The 16069-nt window shown below is 68.2% G+C and carries 18 protein-coding genes; 7 read left to right on the forward strand and 11 right to left on the reverse strand.

The genetic code is table 11. The features are described from left to right. Window positions 1-123 precede the first annotated feature (123 nt). Window positions 124-348, reverse strand: coding sequence for a hypothetical protein (locus tag WMF12_RS07850; protein WP_437744991.1), 225 nt, complete (start codon window positions 346-348; stop codon window positions 124-126). 442 nt (window positions 349-790) lie between these two features. Here WMF12_RS07850 and WMF12_RS07855 point away from each other — a divergent pair, with 442 nt between their 5' ends. Continuing rightward, window positions 791-1534, forward strand: a complete 744-nt coding sequence (locus WMF12_RS07855; protein WP_437869787.1) for a hypothetical protein — start codon at window positions 791-793, stop codon at window positions 1532-1534. 153 nt (window positions 1535-1687) lie between these two features. Here WMF12_RS07855 and WMF12_RS07860 read toward each other — a convergent pair whose 3' ends face one another. The 4 genes from WMF12_RS07860 to WMF12_RS07875 all read right to left on the reverse strand — a co-directional run bounded on the left by WMF12_RS07860 (window position 1688) and on the right by WMF12_RS07875 (window position 4401). Then, on the reverse strand, window positions 1688-2338 hold the full coding sequence (locus WMF12_RS07860; protein WP_437869789.1) for a glutathione S-transferase family protein: 651 nt from the start codon (window positions 2336-2338) through the stop codon (window positions 1688-1690). A gap of 137 nt (window positions 2339-2475) precedes the next feature. Further along, window positions 2476-2763, reverse strand: coding sequence for a hypothetical protein (locus WMF12_RS07865; protein ID WP_437744994.1), 288 nt, complete (start codon window positions 2761-2763; stop codon window positions 2476-2478). Beyond that, a complete protein-coding gene (locus WMF12_RS07870) occupies window positions 2760-3749 on the reverse strand; it encodes an RNA polymerase subunit sigma-70 (protein ID WP_437744995.1) in 990 nt (329 codons plus the stop codon). The genes WMF12_RS07865 and WMF12_RS07870 overlap by 4 nt, the downstream gene beginning before the upstream one ends. After that, window positions 3739-4401: a glutathione S-transferase family protein gene (locus WMF12_RS07875; protein WP_437869790.1), complete on the reverse strand. Its 663-nt coding sequence runs from the start codon at window positions 4399-4401 to the stop codon at window positions 3739-3741. The genes WMF12_RS07870 and WMF12_RS07875 overlap by 11 nt, the downstream gene beginning before the upstream one ends. 156 nt (window positions 4402-4557) lie before the next feature. Between WMF12_RS07875 and WMF12_RS07880 the strand changes: the two genes are divergently transcribed. Further along, the gene (locus WMF12_RS07880; protein WP_437869791.1) at window positions 4558-5265 is read left to right on the forward strand and encodes a spermidine synthase; all 708 of its coding nucleotides are present in this window, start codon (window positions 4558-4560) and stop codon (window positions 5263-5265) included. Between the two features lie 161 nt (window positions 5266-5426). On the opposite strand, the gene WMF12_RS07885 is transcribed toward WMF12_RS07880, so the two are convergent. The 3 genes from WMF12_RS07885 to WMF12_RS07895 form a co-directional block, all read right to left on the reverse strand. Further along, the gene (locus WMF12_RS07885; RefSeq protein WP_437869792.1) at window positions 5427-6563 is read right to left on the reverse strand and encodes an alpha/beta hydrolase family protein; all 1137 of its coding nucleotides are present in this window, start codon (window positions 6561-6563) and stop codon (window positions 5427-5429) included. A 939-nt stretch (window positions 6564-7502) separates the two neighbouring features. Further along, window positions 7503-8087: a hypothetical protein gene (locus tag WMF12_RS07890; RefSeq protein ID WP_437869793.1), complete on the reverse strand. Its 585-nt coding sequence runs from the start codon at window positions 8085-8087 to the stop codon at window positions 7503-7505. A 344-nt stretch (window positions 8088-8431) separates the two neighbouring features. Continuing rightward, a complete protein-coding gene (locus tag WMF12_RS07895) occupies window positions 8432-9013 on the reverse strand; it encodes an NADPH-dependent FMN reductase (protein WP_437744999.1) in 582 nt (193 codons plus the stop codon). Window positions 9014-9381: 368 nt separating this feature from the next. Here WMF12_RS07895 and WMF12_RS07900 point away from each other — a divergent pair, with 368 nt between their 5' ends. Further along, complete coding sequence (locus WMF12_RS07900) at window positions 9382-10887, forward strand: trypsin-like peptidase domain-containing protein (protein WP_437869796.1); 1506 nt, start codon at window positions 9382-9384, stop codon at window positions 10885-10887. A gap of 184 nt (window positions 10888-11071) precedes the next feature. Here the strand turns inward: WMF12_RS07900 and WMF12_RS07905 are convergent, their stop codons facing one another. Further along, window positions 11072-11974: an SDR family oxidoreductase gene (locus WMF12_RS07905; RefSeq protein ID WP_437869798.1), complete on the reverse strand. Its 903-nt coding sequence runs from the start codon at window positions 11972-11974 to the stop codon at window positions 11072-11074. 54 nt (window positions 11975-12028) lie between these two features. Between WMF12_RS07905 and WMF12_RS07910 the strand changes: the two genes are divergently transcribed. The 4 genes from WMF12_RS07910 (at window position 12029) to WMF12_RS07925 (ending at window position 15114) form a co-directional block, all read left to right on the forward strand. After that, window positions 12029-12832: a helix-turn-helix transcriptional regulator gene (locus tag WMF12_RS07910; RefSeq protein WP_437869799.1), complete on the forward strand. Its 804-nt coding sequence runs from the start codon at window positions 12029-12031 to the stop codon at window positions 12830-12832. Window positions 12833-13158: 326 nt separating this feature from the next. Then, window positions 13159-13896, forward strand: a complete 738-nt coding sequence (locus tag WMF12_RS07915) for a hypothetical protein (protein WP_437869800.1) — start codon at window positions 13159-13161, stop codon at window positions 13894-13896. 180 nt (window positions 13897-14076) lie between these two features. Then, window positions 14077-14670, forward strand: coding sequence for an HdeD family acid-resistance protein (locus WMF12_RS07920; RefSeq protein WP_437869801.1), 594 nt, complete (start codon window positions 14077-14079; stop codon window positions 14668-14670). A gap of 102 nt (window positions 14671-14772) precedes the next feature. Continuing rightward, entirely contained in the window at window positions 14773-15114 is a 342-nt protein-coding gene (locus WMF12_RS07925; protein ID WP_437869802.1) for an SCP2 sterol-binding domain-containing protein, read from the forward strand. Window positions 15115-15280: 166 nt separating this feature from the next. Here the strand turns inward: WMF12_RS07925 and WMF12_RS07930 are convergent, their stop codons facing one another. Continuing rightward, a complete protein-coding gene (locus WMF12_RS07930; RefSeq protein ID WP_437869803.1) occupies window positions 15281-15658 on the reverse strand; it encodes a cupin domain-containing protein in 378 nt (125 codons plus the stop codon). Window positions 15659-15672: 14 nt separating this feature from the next. Continuing rightward, window positions 15673-16035 carry a hypothetical protein gene (locus tag WMF12_RS07935; RefSeq protein WP_437869804.1) on the reverse strand — a complete coding sequence of 121 codons (363 nt, stop codon included), beginning with the start codon at window positions 16033-16035 and terminating at the stop codon, window positions 15673-15675. Window positions 16036-16069: the final 34 nt, after the last annotated feature.

Genomic DNA, 16069 nt, shown 5'->3' on the forward strand with positions numbered 1-16069 from the left:
TGATGACGGAAAGACCACGCCGCCGAGCCCTCAAGCCCCGCGCGCCTTCGCTTCACGCCGGCCATCACGCGCGCTCACCCCGCGGGCGGAGCCTCGGCCTCCGCCGCTGAGCGGCCGGCCCTTCTAGGGCGAAGTCGACACGTAAGGCGGCTGCATCGGGCTCGAGTTGACGATTGTGGACGCAATGGGCGGATACAGCCGCAGGTACTCCTGCTCTTCCTGGTCGCACTGACGCGAGAGCGCCTCGCAGCTCGAATGTATGCTCCTAAGCAATACTTCCCGCCAGACGCGGCCCAGATCGAGCCGCGCCCCGAAGCCGGTGGCGAGCGATCCAAGCAGCGCCAGCATCGATGCAGGCGGAAAAGTGTTCGATGCGAGCGCGGCCGTCAAGCTCTGGCGAACAAAAATTCATCGTCTGAATCCTGAGTTCAATTGTGAAGAGTTGTAAAGAGAGGCCCGTTTGCGCCGAGCGTGTGACAGGCTCGTCGGGGGCGCTGCGAGGGCCTCGATTGGACATCTGTCAACTCGCGTTCACGGCCCGCGCGGCGCGATGAACGAAGTCATCGACTTCCTCGCCCTCTTCGTGCATCCGGGACAGTTACCCTCGGTGGCGTGCACCGGAACGTGGTCAAGGTGCTCGACCTCGGGGGCGACGAGGACGGCGGCGACGGCTCGATCTACCTCGTGATGGAGCTGCTCAAGGGGCAGTCGCTCGGCGCGCTGCTCCGGGCGTCGCGCGAGCGGCATCGTCCACCGCGACCTCAAGCCGGAGCAGTGCCGCTCGCTCGCGGTGGGCCCGAGCACCGATCTGTACGCGTGCGGCTGCATCCTGACGGCGCTGTTGCAGGGAACGCCGCCGTTCGTCGGTCTCCCTGCGGTGGAGCTCATGGCGATGCACATGTTCTCGATCCCGCCGCCGCTGCGCCGGCCGCCGGGGGCTCCGCCGGTCCCGCCGCTCCTGGAGCGGCTCCGGCTGGATCTGCTGGCGAAGCTGCCCGAGAAGCGCCCGGAGAGCGCCGCGGCGGCGCGGTCGCGGCTCGACGAGGCGATGTCGCGGGAGGCCGAGGCGCGGCGGCTGCCCGCGCGCAAGGCGGACGCGCCGCTCGGCGGCCGGGCGGAGCGGGCGGAGGCCTGGCCGGACGGCGAGACCGCGCAACTCGCGTCCGTGCCGGAGCGTACGGTCGCGCTGCTCCGGCTCGCGCCGGCGGGCCAGGGGCTCAGCGAGGCGTGCGAGATCGGGCTCGACGCGCAGGGGATCCACCTCGCCGAGGTGCCGGACGCCGCCGCGCTGCTCGATGCGGGGCTCGGCGTGGCGGTGATCGACCCCGGCGCCGACGTGGAGGGCGCGTGCGCGCCGCTCGCGGCGCTCGGCCGCGCGGCGCCCGGCGTGCGCGCCGTCGTGTGCGCGTCCGGGCTCTCCTCGGACCGGATGAACGCGCTCGTGGCGGCGGGCGCCGCGGACGTGGCGCGTTATCCGGTCGCGCCGGACGCGCTGTCTCGCAAGATCGCGCGGGTGGTGCGCCGGGGGCGCTAGTCACCCTCGCCGCGCCGCTTTCCTTGGCACCTTCGCCGACTCCGCGCTCTGTCGCCGGTCGGGGACGCGGCGACCCGGGGGATCAGCTCGTTCACACGATCGAGCGCGAGCGGCTCGAGCGCGGTGCGCGAATGACAGAGGCCAAGCCGCTCGTCAGTTTGCCCCTTTTTCTGTTCTCTTCTCGTCGGCCGCTTTGAAAAGGCCAATCTGGTCGGCCTGGGCTTTCTTGAATGAGGGGCGATCCGTCACACGGGTTACATAAGCCTCGGTCGCCGGCCGATCGCCGAAAGAGCGGACCTGCGGGACCCGTAGCACATCCGCCATCAGCAGGTCTGCGACGGTGAAGCGGCCGGCCGCGAGCCACTCTCGCTCGCTCAGTATCTTTTCGAGCTGGTCGAGGCGCTTGCCCATCCATCCGGCAAGTTGATTGTCCTCATCGCCGCACATTTTCAGAAACCACCACGGTACGGTGACCATCTCGATCGAGTTGAGCGCGGCGATCGTCCATTGCAATGTCTCCGCTTCTCCGGCCGGATCGGGCGGCATCAGCTTGCCGCTCTTCCGGGCCAGATGCAGCAGCCCCGCACCACTTTCGAATATCTCCAGCTCTCCGTCGTTCAGGAACGGAGCTTGGCCAAATGGCTGGCGCGCGAGATGATTGGTCTCGCGACCATCGAATGGGATTGTCTTGACCACGTAGATGAGGTCGGCTTCCTCACACGCCCATCTCAGCCTCAGATCACGCACAAAACCACGAGGGCCTTCAGGCACCCAGTCGTAGGTCCAGATGGTCAGTTCGCTCATCGCAGCAAGCCTTTCCTGGTTCGGTCGGCTGGGAATAATCCTCAACGTGGTGTGAGCAGTATTACACGGCCGAGTGAACTCGTTGGATCTGTTGGTTTCTATAGGCGGATCAGTGGATCGTACTTTTGTACGTTGTGTCAACCGCCGGCCGTTGGCAGAAAATTCTTGACAGGTCGGAATGGCTTTGCGCGGCCTACCCTCGCACAGATCGCATCCCCTTCTGCTTCATGTCCGACGAGCACAACGCGAGGCGCGCGCAACATTGGCAGATTCTCGACGATCTCGTCGGCCAGGGCCTGGACTGGCGCGAGCTCTCGCCCCGTCAGGAATAGCCGTGCGCCTTCCTTGGCGGACGCGGCGCCGCTGGCGCCGGCCGCGCCGTAAATTGCCGTGATTTTGTTGCTTGGCAGCATGGACTCGCTCATGAGGTGGGCAGCTCCGACGGCACGCCGAACAGCGGGTACACCTCGGGCAGCATGAAATGGTCGACGGTCGCGATCGCGCCGTCGCGCGTGGTGACGAGCTGAATCGCTGACAGGGTGTGTGGCGCGCCAGCGGCCCGGGGACGATAGAAGGCCAACGCCGGTTGTCCGTTCGCGGCGATGCGCAAGTGCAGGAATTGCCGAGGGACGATGCTGCCGAACATCCGCCGGTAGAAGCGCTCGTTGGCGGCGCGCCCGGAGACCCAGGTTGGCGCCGGCGGCATGGTGGTGCGCATCTCTTCGTGGAACAACGCGACCAAGGCGTCCAAGTTCGCCTCCTCGAAGGCGCGCACGTACTGTTCGAGCAAACGCAGATCCACTTGCGTGGTCGTCGCGATGTCGACCGGCTCCGCCCCGCCGAGCTTGCTGCCGATCGCGCTGCGGGCGCGGAACAAGGCGCTGTTCGCGGCCTCCACGCTCGTAGCGAGCGCTTGCGCCGTCTCCGCCGCCGACAGTCCGACCACGTCGCGCAGCAGCAGCGTCGCCCGCTGCAGTGGGGACAGGCATTGTAGCGCCGCCACGAAGGCCAGGGCGACGCTCTCCTTGAGCGCGTAGCGCGCTTGGGGGTCGCGCTCCTCGACGCCTTCCAGCCAGGCGCTGGGCATCGGCTCCAGCCAGACGGGCTCTTCGACGCGCGGCAGCGGCGGCTTGGCGTCCTCCGTCGCGGGGAACGCGTCCGTCGGAAACAAGCGCCGCGGCCGGCGCTTCAGCTCGTCCAGGCAGACGTTGGTCGCGATGCGGTAGAGCCACGGCTTGACCAGCGCCTCGTCCTCCAACGAATCCTTGGCGCGCCAGGCGCGCAGCCAGGTCTCCTGCACCACGTCGTCGCCGTCGTGCGCGGAGCCGAGCATGCGGTAGCAATGCAGGCGGATCGCGCCGCGCAGGGGCTCGACCGATTGCAAGAACGTGGCGTCGTCTTTAGGCGGCATGGGGCGTCATGGCGGCTTGGGCGTCGGCGAGGGCGCGGCGCATGCTATCGCGGCCGAGCACGCGCGTGAGCCACGACTCGAGGTGCGGAAACTCGGCCAGCGAAAGCCCGCACAGGGGCGCCAGGCTGTAGTGCGACGCGAGCGCGAAATCGGCGAGCGAGAGCGATCCGGCCAGGTAGTCGCGCCCGGACAGCGCCGCGTCGAGCACCTTGCTGAGGTGCGCGAAGTCGGCGCTGCTGGTGGCGATGACCGCCTCGTTGGGCGCACCCTGGCCGGTCAGGCGCTTCACGATGCGCTCGAACGCGACCGCGGTCATGGCCGGTCCGAGGTGCGCGAGCTGCCAGGCCAGCCAGCGATCCAGCTCGGCCTGGGCCCGCGCCGTGGCCGGCACCAGGTCGCCGCCACATTTTGCGGTCAGGTAACGCATGATGGCGGTCGACTCCCAGAGCACCAGATCGTCGTCCACCAGCACCGGGACGCGCCCGTTCGGGTTCAGCTCGAGAAATTCGGGCGCGCGGGAAGCTCGTTGAAACAGGTCGACGTGGACCGGCTCGAACGAGACGCCGAGCTCGTAGGCGACGGCGCGGACCTTGCGGCAATTGGGAGAAAACGCGAAATCGTACAGTTTCATGGTAATCTTGGCCTCTCCCATCCAAGACTGCCGCCGAGGCCGAAACTGTTCGGGGGCCGCGAAGTTTTTTCAACGGCGCCCAGTCCGGCCAGGAGCGCGTCCACCTGCTCCAGCAGCGGCGGATCCTACGAGGGCATCACCAACGTCAGCCCGCTGCCTGAAAAGGACGAGAACCGGGTGCTGCGGGCCTATCTGGTGTCCGCGTTCCATCCCCGGCCGCGCGACATCCTCATGATCGGCCTCGGGTCCGGCTCCTGGCTTCAGGTACTGGCGAACGACCCCGACGTCGAGCACCTCACCGTGGTCGAGATCAACCCCGGGTTCGTCGAGGCGGCGCGGCGCGCGCCCGTCGTCGCGAGCGCGCTGGACAACCCAAAGGTGGAGCTCCTCATCGACGATGGCCGGCGCTACCTGGGGCGGACCTCGCGGCGCTTCGACGTCATCGTCGAGAACACGATCGTGTACTGGCGCTCGTATGCCTCGATGTTGCTCTCCCGGGAGATGATGGATCTGTCCCGCCGGCACTTGAAGCTGGGTGGTGCGCTCTACTACAACACCACCATGTCCACCGCGGCTCAGAAGACCGGGGCGACCGTATTCCCCCACGCCCTCCGCTACCAGAACATGCTGATCGCGAGCGACGGTCCGATTGCCATCGACCGCGCACGCTTCGAGAGGAAGCTCGACGCCTGGCGTATCGACGGCCGTCCCGTGCTGCCCGCGGGGAGCAGCGCCGCGCAGCTCGATCTGCTGAAAGAACAGGACTGGCGCGGCGGGCCCACCTGGGAAGGCCGGGAGTCGATCCTGCTGCGGACGCAGGATGACCCGATCATCACCGACGACAACATGGCGACCGAATGGTGGGCGTTCGGCACGTACCCCTAGAGCGACAAACGGGTTGAAACGCGAGAAAAAAACAGGAACTTCACAGGGAGGCGGGGAGGCGGGGAGCGAGAGACGGCAAGAGGGAGAAGTTCTTTTTTTTCTTCCTCCCCGCCTCCCCGCCTCCCTGTGAAAATTCTCCGGGTTTCAACGTGATCGTTGTTCTAGGGCAGATTGGCGGAAGAGACGTTCCAGGTCCTGTCGGTGCAGAAGCGGCAGCTCGCGCCGACGAGCATGCCCTTGCCGGTGGCCGATTCGTCGCCCTTGAGCCACCAGTTGAGCCACGCCAGGTTGACCTGAGTGAACTCGCCGCCGTTGCGAGCCCACAGATCGCCCCCATGGTCCGCGCCGACCTTGGCGAACATCATGACCGGGATATCACCCAAGGCGGCGATGTTCTCGAAATCTCTCGCGCCGTTCTCGTTCGCGCCCAGGCTATCCGCGGTGCCGGTGACGATCAATACGGGTGTGTGAATCGATTCATAGAATGCCCGATTCACCGAGAAAGAGCCGCTGCTCGTGTGTCCCCAGGTCGTCATTCTGGGATCTGCGGCGGTCCCCGCCGCCATCAAGCCGCCGCAGGAGAAGCCGTTCGCGGCGACCTTCGTGGTCTCGATCTTCCGGTAGTAGGCGCTGCAAGGCTTCTCGTTCTCGGCGATCACCCAGTCGACGTAGGCGAGCAGCACGTCGCCGCCGCCCCCGAGCTCGCGGTTGGGCTCCTTGCCTCCCGGCGTCCCGTCCGCCACCACGAAGTAGCCATGCGAGGCAATCTCGGCCATGGCCGCTTCAGCGGCGAGCCCGTCTCGCGAACATGCGCCCTGCCCCCAGACGAAGATCGGATACTTGGCGTTCCCACCGAGATCCTCCGGACGAAAGATGGTGCCCTGGTTGATGCCCGGGTCTGAATTCGTCTCGACGACCACCTTGTGAGGGCCGCTCCCCGACCGGTTTCCACCGACAGGTCGTGACTCGGTGCACGTGCCGGTAAAGCCTCCGCCGTCGCCGCCCGAGCCTCCGTTCCCGCCCGCCATCTCCCCGCCGCCGGCAGGCGCTCCTCCGCCCGCGCCCGAGCCGGAGGGGTCAGACCCTCCGGCCGTGCTCTGCGAGCTGCCCGAGCCCGTAGGCAGAGGCCCTCCGGTGGTGCTCGCCTGCTCGCCGCCCGAGCCGCTCACGCTCCCTCCTGCGCCCGCCGGGGCTCCGCCGCTCCCCTCAACGTCGCCGTCGCCATTGGAGCCGCTGCAAGCGCCGACGATCATGCCCAGCGCGGCCAAGGTGAAAGCCAAACTCGATTTGTTTCTCATAACGACACCGTATTACCTCGAGCGATCGAAGAAATGGACTCCACTCGCGTCTCTCCGCGATTCGAGTCGCTGGTGGCCTGGTGTGCCCCCGAGGCGTCGCCCTCGACTCGACCCACGCTATAAATCTTTGTCGCAGCTCGGATGCGGCAGAACCCGGCCCGGCGCCGGCCGGGCGGGGTCGCGATATGCAATCACGACGCGGGGCGAGCGCAGGGCTGCCTGAGCCGACGGCAGAATACCCAGCTTGAAGTCGAAATGGTCCAGGTTGAACAGCCGATCGGACCGGTTCCCCGCGAACGCAGGCGAAGGTCGTGCACGCCATCGGCCGGTGTCGTGGAACATTCGATGTCTATCTGACCTTGCCATCCTCCCGCGGTGCTGACGGGGCACGTGGACACGGGTCTTCAGGCGCCCCACGGACCCTGGCGGCACGCCGTCGATCGTCAAAGCAAAAGGAGGCCCCTCGAGGAGGAAAGTGAACGCTCACATTCCCGATGTCAATTCCAATCGACCGGCCCGCGGCTGTCCTCGATCCCGCGGGAGGACGAGGCTGGCGGGCCTCCTTCGGAGCGCCGCGTCGAGTCAGGGCTCGTTCGGAGCGCCGCGTCCGGAGGGGTGGGCGCCGGATCGCGATCTTCGCTGGTCCGCTCGGCCGGCCCTGAGGCGACGTGGCCATGGCCGCGTGTGTGTACGTTCACAAATATGGGATGGAACGGAATGCGCTGGAGGCTGGAGAGGCTAAAATCTCTTGACATCCACAAAGGCGCTTGGGCTTCCTGCCCGCCGGAGGTCTCGAGGTCGACCGCGCCCGGCCAACGAGGCGACGCGACGAGGCGGAGGCTCTGCTGCCGGCTGCGCGCCGCGCGCGGAGCCCCGAAGGAGACGCCTCCTGCTCGTCCCGCCGGTGGCGTCCAGCAGGAGAAGGGCGGCAGCGCCGGTTCACCAGGTGACGCGGTAGGTACAGGAGTCGGCGCCGCGCTTCCGCGACGGGCGGGACTCGTCGAGCACGACGTCGACGCGCGGCCTGACCCCGCGCGACGCCGCTCGCCGCGCCGTGCCGAGCAGGATCCCACGATCGAGCTCCGAGGGATAAGGCGTATCGCAGACCATGATGATCTGGTGCTTCTCCGGATGACAGCGATAGTGGCCGATCCCCTCCCGCATGACGCCGGTGGCCGGATCGAACATCACCTCTCCGTCGAGCCTGTGATTCATGTGGTATGCCACGTCGATGATCTGGAGGGCATCCACCATGGTCGGCGGCATGGCCGGCCACACGGCGTGATCCACGATCGCCTTCCCGATGGCGAGCAGCGTATGGTCCCCGGTCGCCCGGGCCACGCCCTTCAGCATGTCGAGGAGCAGCTGGAGAGGGTACCACTCGCCCGCGACCAGGTCAGACGCGCCCAGCGTCGAGAGCACCTTCTTCCCGATGTCTCCGTGCGCCCCGAGAGCCGCGGCGACCGACGCGAAGGTGACCCCGGGGCCCTCGAGCCCGGGATGAGGAGAAACGTATTGAGCCATATCCGATGGTGGTTGAGGCGCTCCTTCCGCCGACGACCGACGATATCGAACATCGCGCCACACCGCAAGACGCCCTGCTCCCGAGAGCTGGAGCCCTGGCTGCCTCGCCGGAGAGCCAAGCGGTGTTCGTGAGCTTCACGCTTGGCCTCGTCCGGCCGTTATTCTTCCAGGTCGCTCGCCCGTTTGCCCGCACGCCCGTTCGCGCTCCTGTCGTCGGCGCGGACGTGGAGGTCGATGTAGGAGGACGACCCGTCGACCCTCGCGCCCACCTCGTCGGCCCCGGATCGGGGGAGCGCGCCTGGCGCGCAGCTGCTGGCGGCGAGGACGATCTTAGGCGCGGGGCCTCATGCGACCAGGGGCCGGGAGATCTCGCCGGCCTGCTTCGCCTGGACGATGGCCTGAGCGAACCACAGGTACTCGTCGAGGAACCTGTCGGCCGCCTTCGCGACCTGCTCGCTCCTGAGCTGGAGCGACTCGTCAAAGACGCTCTGGACCTCCGGGACGAGCAGCTTGAGGGGCAGGGGGAATGCTCCCAGGCTCAGGATCACGTGCTGGAGCTGCGTCGAGGCGTTGATGCCCCCGAGCTTCCCCGCGGAGACCGCGACCACGCCGATCGGCTTCTTGCTGAACTCCTCCCAGAAATGGTCGAGGGCGTTCTTGAGCACGCCCGAGAAGCTCCCGTGGTATTCCGGCGTCACGAACACGAGCGCGTCCGCCCCGCGGAGGCGCGCGCTCAGACCCTGAACCGTCGCCTGGAGCTGCGGGGGGCGACCCGACCGGTCCTCCAGGATGGGCAACGGCGTCTCCGCCAGATCGATCCGATCGGCCTCGGCGCCCCGCTCCCGGAGCTTCCGCTCCAGGTGATGGGCGATCTTGTGCGACTGTCTCCCGCTCCTCACGCTGCCGGTCAAGATGGCTACCTTCATGGTGGTGCTCCCCAGGAGGACGTTCTCCCGATGCGACGAGGGTAAATCCGGGATGTCCGCCTGCTGGAGGCGGCGCCAATCCATTGGACAATGGTCAATCCGTCGTCAGGGGCGCGCCCCCGCGGGCGCTCGCGCCCCGGGCCGCGCCGGCTCGATGCAGCGTGTGCATGAGGTCCATGGCGCATATGAATTGGTGCGCGCCTCACGAGGAAGTAGATCCCCCTCGCTGAGAACAGGACGAGCGTGCCACTCGGAGGTCCTTGCTTGTCGGGCGTCAGAACCTTGCTCGACGCCGGCCAGGCATTGACACGTCGTCATCGGGCCCGCCCGGTGATCCTCGCTCTGCCTCGAACACTTGGGAGCTTGTCATGAGAGCGAACCACTTCATCATTGCTGCTGGCTTGTTGTCCGTGGGGGCCGCCGCGGGGTGCGCGGCGCCCGCGCCTGCCGGGGAGGAGGCCGCCGGCGAGGCCCGCTCCGAGGTCATCTATGGCCAGGATGACCGCGAGGAGCCCTTCACGTACGCGGATCCCGCCTGGGCCGCGCGGGCGCTCGACTTCACCGTGGCGCTCATCCCCGCGTCGGCCGTCGACGACTCGGACCCGAACGACATCCAGATCGCCGGGCCCACGTGGGCGGGGCGCGACGGCGTGTGCCTCGACGAGCGCTTCGCGTCCCAGCCGGCGCTCGCCGACTGCAGCGGAACGCTGATCGACGACGACCTGGTGCTCACGGCCGCGCACTGCATCAACAACTGCAATAGCAGCCGCTTCGTCTTCGATTATGCGATGACGCCGTCCGGCCAGCTCGGCCAGATCACCAGCGATGACGTCTACAGCTGCGTGGATTTCGTCAGCTATTACCAGGACCGGCGGGGAGCGGACTACACGGTCGTGCGGCTCGATCGGCCGGTCGTGGGGCGGACGCCCGCCGCGGTGCGTGTGTCGAGCGATCCCCTGGCCATCGGCACGCCGCTCGTCGTGCACGGCTTCCCCCGCGGGTTGCCGCTCAAGCTGGCCGACGGGGCCGCGGTCCGGAGCAACGCGCCGAGCCTCGACTTCTTCGTCGGCAACCTGGACACGTTCGTGGGCAACTCCGGGTCCGGGGTGTTCGACCTGAACACGAAGGAGCTGGTGGGCATCCTGGTGCGCGGCGAGCGCGACTTCGTGCAGGACGGCGACTGCGTGCGTCCGTTCACCTGCGCCGACGACGCGTGCCGCGGCGAGGACGTGACCTATGCCTTCCGGGCCATCCAGGCCATGTGCGAGCGCACGGCCTCGGACCTGTGCTCCTGCGGCGACGGCGCCTGCGGCCCGCTCGAGAGCCCGGCCTCGTGCGCGAGCGACTGCTCCTGCGGCGACGGCGTCTGCAGCAGCGGCGAGAGCACCACGTCGTGCCCGGCGGACTGCCAGCTGGAGGTGCTGTACGACTCCCACGCGCCGCAGCCGAGCTGGGTGACGCCCGGGATCCAGGTGCGCAACACGGGAAGCGAGAGCGTGTACCTCGCGGGCTCGACCGTGCGGTACTACTTCAGCCAGGAGCCGCCCGGCTCGCTCGAGGCGACGTGCTGGGGTTGCTCGAGCGAGCTCGAGATGAGCTTCCACGAGGTGCCCGGCGGCGGCTGCGCGGGCGCGACGCATTACCTCGACGTGCGCCTCCCGTTCCTCTCGGTCGATCCCTCGTCCTCCACCGACCGGTTCAACGTCGCGTTCCACGCGTCGAGCTGGCAGGCGTTCAACCAGTCGAACGATTACTCCCACGCCGGGGGCAGCTGGAACTGGGCGCCGAACCCGAAGATCACGATGTACCGGCTCGGCTCCAGGGTCTTCGGCGACGAGCCCTGCCCGGGCCTCTTCATCCCGCCCGCCCACTGACCGCGGCTCCTCGTCCGACCCGCCTGCTGGACGCGGGAGGTAGCTCAGGGCGGCGGCGCCCTGCGCTTCAGGGCCCTTGGCCGCTCGATGCGTCGCTGCTCCACGACGCGGGACGCCTCTGCTCATAGCGGCCGATGATGAAGAACGGCAGGTACGAACAGGCCGTTGATGGCTGCATGGTAGATCAGAAGTAGTGAGCGCGCATGTCGTCGACGAGGCCCGGTTGCTCCGGCTTCCAGCCGAGCAGCGCACGCGTCGCCTCGCTCGAGGTCCGGTTATCGAGCCCGACGGCCATCGACATCCATCCGAAGTGAGCGCCTGCCTCAGCGGCCGGCACGCTCTTCGTCGGCACACCGGTGCCTTTGCCGATCGTCTCCGCGATCGCCCGCATCGTGATGCCTTCCTCGGCGGTGCCGTGCAACACGGATCCCGGCGGTGCGCTCTCGACGGCGAGCCGGTACAACCGCGCCGCATCGTCGCGATGCACCGCGGGCCAGTGATGGTTGCCATCGTCGACGTAACCAGCGGTCTTCTTCTCGCGAGCCAGCTTGATCAGCATTGCGATGAAGCCCTTGTCACCAGCGCCGTGCACCGTCGGAGCCAGCCGGATGACGCTGCCACGCACTCCGCGCTTCGCAGCATCGACCACGAGACGTTCGGCCTGCAACCGGACCGCGAACGGCGAGCTCGCCGGCGACTCGTCCGCCTCGAACGCGACCTTGCCGGGCTTCGAGACCACCAGCGTGCCGTTCGTGCCGACGAACGCCTTGTTCGTGCCCGCCATCGCGTCGAGCATCGCGCTGATCGCGTCGCGATCGATCTGGTAAATCTTCGGGAAGTCCGAGAAGTCGACGTGGAACGCCAGGTGAATCGTCGCGTCGGTCGCGCGGACGCCCTCGACGAGGCATCTCGGATCCCTGATGTCGCCGCGATAAACCTCCACGCCCTGCGCATTCAACTTGTCGGCGCCCGCATCGCTGTGCGCCATGCCGAGGACGCTGTGGCCGGCCCGGCGCAGCTCCTTCAGCACCGCCGTACCGATCCAGCCAGTCGCGCCGGTGACGAACACTCGCATTGACTTGGTCATGCGAGGACCGTACGTTCGGACAGCTCGTCCGAAAAGACGGGCGCCTATACTGGTATGGCGGCTACCACCCTCCCCACGTTCCTGCGCGACCGCCGCGGGCGCGTCCATCCCGCGACCACCGCGCGCCGACGCACTCCCGGATTGCGCCGCGAGGAGGTCGCCGCCCGGGCCGGCGTGAGCGTCACCTGGTACACGTGGCTCGAACAAGGTCGCGGCGGCGTGCCGTCGGACGACGTGCTCGAACGCCTCGCCCGCGCCCTCGAGCTCGACGGCGCGAATCGCGAGATGCTGTTCCTGCTCGCGCGCGGCCGTCCGCCGCCGCGCAAGCCCGCGCTGCCCGTCGCGGTCACGCCGCCCCTCCAGCTCGTGCTCGACAACCTCTCCATCCCCGCGTTCGTGAAGACGCCGACGTTCCAGCTCGTCGCGTGGAATCGCGCGGCGGCCGCGGTGCTCGGCGATTACGCGGCGGTGCCGGAGCGCGACCGCAACTTGCTGCGCCGGGTCTTCCAGCCGGGTTCAGAGAACAAGGTGCATGACGTCGACGACGTTCGCCGTACCTGTCTCGCGTCGTTTCGCGTCGACATCGCGCGTGCCGGCCAATCTGACGAGGCGACGGCGCTGATCGACGAATTGATGGAGACGAGCGCCGACTTTCGCCGCCTGTGGGACGAAGGTGAGATCCGGTCGCACGCCGGGTTCCAGAAGCGGCTCGTCCGTCCCGATGTCGGCGAGATCGTGCTCGAGTCGTCGGTGTTCCACGTCGAAGGCAGCGACGGCCTCTCGATGCTCGTGTTCTCACCCGCGAACGAGGCAAGCGCGCGCGCCATCGCGCAGCTGGTCCAACGGTCCGGAACCTGACGACGATCCGAACAACGACCCGCCGGTGAAGACGGCCCTGTTTTGCACGGGTTGTCACTCGCATTGACGAGCCGCTGGCAAGCGGCTCCGACGCCGATGGCGGACGCGTGGATGACCGGACGGGCGGGGATTGGCAGCCGACCGAGGTGCGGCGGGTGGAACAGGAACGCGATCTCGCCGGTGGCCGCGACGCTTGACGACGGGGGGCCGGTCTCGATGTTGCGCGCATGGGGCGACCATCCACCGGGCGACGTCCGCAGTTCCCTTCCACCGTGCCACGACCGGTCCGGGCGCGCGCCGGGCGCACACCGACGGAGCGGACCCCGTTGGCGGTACGGACCTTCGGCGTGGGCGTCGACGAGGCGACGAGGGCGCACGTGCGCCAGACCCTCGGGGCGAAGCTCGGGCGGTTCGCGCCCGACATCGAGCGGCTCACGGTGCGCTTCACGGATGTGAACGGGCCTCGCGGCGGCGTCGACGTCGCGTGCGACGTGAAGGTCGTCCTGAGCGGGCACCCGAGCGTCGTCTACCAGATGCGAGGTCAAGAGCCGCGCGAGACGATCGACAGAGCCGTCCCGGGGATCGTACGGGCCGTGCAGAGCGCCCTCGAGCGCGCGCCGCGCGCCGCGTCACGCGCGCCAGCGCGCGGCCCGAAGCCGACGGCGCGCGCGGCGAAGCGCAGCGCGGCGGCTCCGGCGCGGCTCGGTCATCCATCACCCGAGGGCAGCTTCATCGGGCGGCGCGTGGGGCGCAGCAAGGAGAACCTCGAGCGCGCGCTGGAGCGGCCCGAGAAGTCGCGGCGTGACGTTCCCGTCGACACGGCCGCTCCGGGGCAGAGCGCGACCGACCGGAAGGCGGGCGGCGGCTCGACGGCGCGGCGTAACACGATGCGGAGGACACGGAAGGCCACCGCGACGCTCGAAGACTCGGCGCAGGACCGCCCGTCGCGCAAGTCGACGCGCAAGAGCGCCAATCGCGCGAAGCAGGGCTCGAAGCTCCAGCGGCGCGAGGTCCGGCAGGCGACCAGCCCGAGCACCAGGGCCGCGAAGGCCGCCGCCCGCTGATCAGGCGGTGCGCTGCTGGCCGCCCTCGGCCGTGAAGCCTCCCACGAGCGCCAGGCACAATGTTCTCGCCGGCGCACTGGCATGGACGATGCCCGAGGCGGACGCGGTCCCGGCCACCTCGTCCTCGCGCGGCGGGGGACCGACGGGACACGCGTGCTCCACGAACCAGAGAGGTCTCCCATGGTTGCTCCGCTCGGAGAGTCCCCGAGGTCGCTTCGCTTTGCGCAGGTCGACTTTCACACCGTGCGGGAGAACCGCGGTTGGTTCCTCGCGATCGGCGTGGCCTCGATGGTGCTCGGGGTGCTCGCGTTCGTCACGCCCTTCGTCGCCTCCCGGGTCACCGCCATCGCCCTCGGCTGGTTGATCGTGCTCGCCGGCGTGGCCGAGGGCTGTCACGCCATCCAGAGCCGCGGCTGGGCCGGCGCCAGCTGGGAGCTCGTGAGCGCCCTGGTGCAGGTGGCGTTCGGGCTCCTCCTTGTGGTCGCCCCGATGACCGGCAAGCTCGCGCTGATGGTGATCGCCGCGGCGTACTTCGTCTCCGAGGGCGCGCTCAAGCTCATCCGCGCCTATCAGCACCGCGGGCTGCGGGGCTCGGGATGGCTCGTGTTCGACGGCATCCTGGCGCTGGGGCTCGGGATGCTGATCATCACGGGCGGCGTCACCACGGCCGTGAGGGTGCTCGGCTTGCTCGTCGGAATCAGCCTCCTGACCGGCGGTATGTCGATGATCCTGATCGCGCTGGGCGGCGCTCGCGTGCTCCACACGCGACCGTGAAGAGGCGACCTCCGCGCCGTGCAAATGGGCACACCCTTGCTCGGAGTGGGGAGCGCGGCGAGCGCGAAGGCCAGGTTGGCAAACGGGACACACTCTTTGGTCATGTCGCAAGCAAGAAAGCTCATCCAGGATCTCGCGGCAGGACGCTACGACGCTCGCCTGCGAGGAACACGGAAGGTGTGCGCCGTGCAGCTCAGCGACGACGAGCGCGTCGTCGTGGAGATCGCCGACAGGTCCTTCGGAATCGCGCCCGAAGGCGCGATCGAGGACTGCCAGCTCTCGTGCTCGCTCGACGATTTTCTGCGGATCTTTCGCGGTGAACAGAACTTGATCACGGCGATCATGCAGGGCCGCGTCGGCGTGCGAGGAGACCTGGGCGTCGCCCAGATGTTTCAGAGCGTCTTCTCTCCGGGAGATCAACAGGCTCCGGAAGCGACGCGCTGAGCCACCGTCATCGGAGGGGGCCCATGGAACGGCAAGTGAGCATTCTGGACGGCGGCACGTTCGTCGTCAGCGATCTGCGCGGCAATTCGCAAAATCCGCGCAGGCAGCGTCGTCCCCTCTTCCTGCGAGCACCTGCCCGCCCGTCGTCGTGCGTTCACGAGATGCATCATTGGACGGGCAGCAACGGGGCCACGCCCCGGTTCTTCACGAGCACGACCAGGAACTTCGCGGGCCTCTTGGTGCTCGCGTTCCGGCCGACGGTGTGGATGTCGTTGGGCCCCTCGTAGAAGGTCTGGCCAGGGGTCAGCGTCACCTCCTTGCCGCCTTTCACGCCCATCACGATCGAGCCCTCGAGGACATAGATGAAGCCGTGGGCGTCGTGACGGTGCACCGGATCGGCGCCGCCGGGGGGGTAGTCGACGAGGAGCATCATCACCTCCTTGCCGGGGATGTTCGCGAGCTCCTTCATCAGGAGCTGCGTGACGACCGGCTCGGGCGCGGCGACAGCGGGGTGGGCGAGCAGGCCCACCGCGACGGTCGCCATGGTGGCGGCGCTCTTCACGAACCGCGAAGTGCGAGAGGCGAAACGGAGATTCTGGAGCATGGGATCCTCGTGGTCGGTAAGGGAGACTCGTCGATCGCGAGCGCCTTCTGCGCGGCCGGCTCGGCGCGCATGCGTTCGCTGAAGCGGAGAAGCTTGAGGGCAGCGAGGAACCGACGCGGCGTGAAGATCGGCTTGAAGGCCCTGTGCATATCGGCGTTGAGGAACGCTGCCCAGCGCATCACCTCGTCGCGAGCACGCGGCGTGCCGTCGCGGAGGAGGCGCGTGTCGGTGAACGATCGGCGCGTGAGCACGCGCCGCGCATGTGAAAGAGCTTCACCTGCACTGCCAGGCACCGGAGAACGATCCCGTCGAATCATGACGGGCTTGTCGCGCGCCCGAGCCATGAATGCG

It is taken from the genome of Sorangium sp. So ce363 (assembly GCF_051520435.1).
Taxonomy (GTDB): Bacteria; Myxococcota_A; Polyangia; order Polyangiales; family Polyangiaceae; genus Sorangium; species Sorangium cellulosum_B.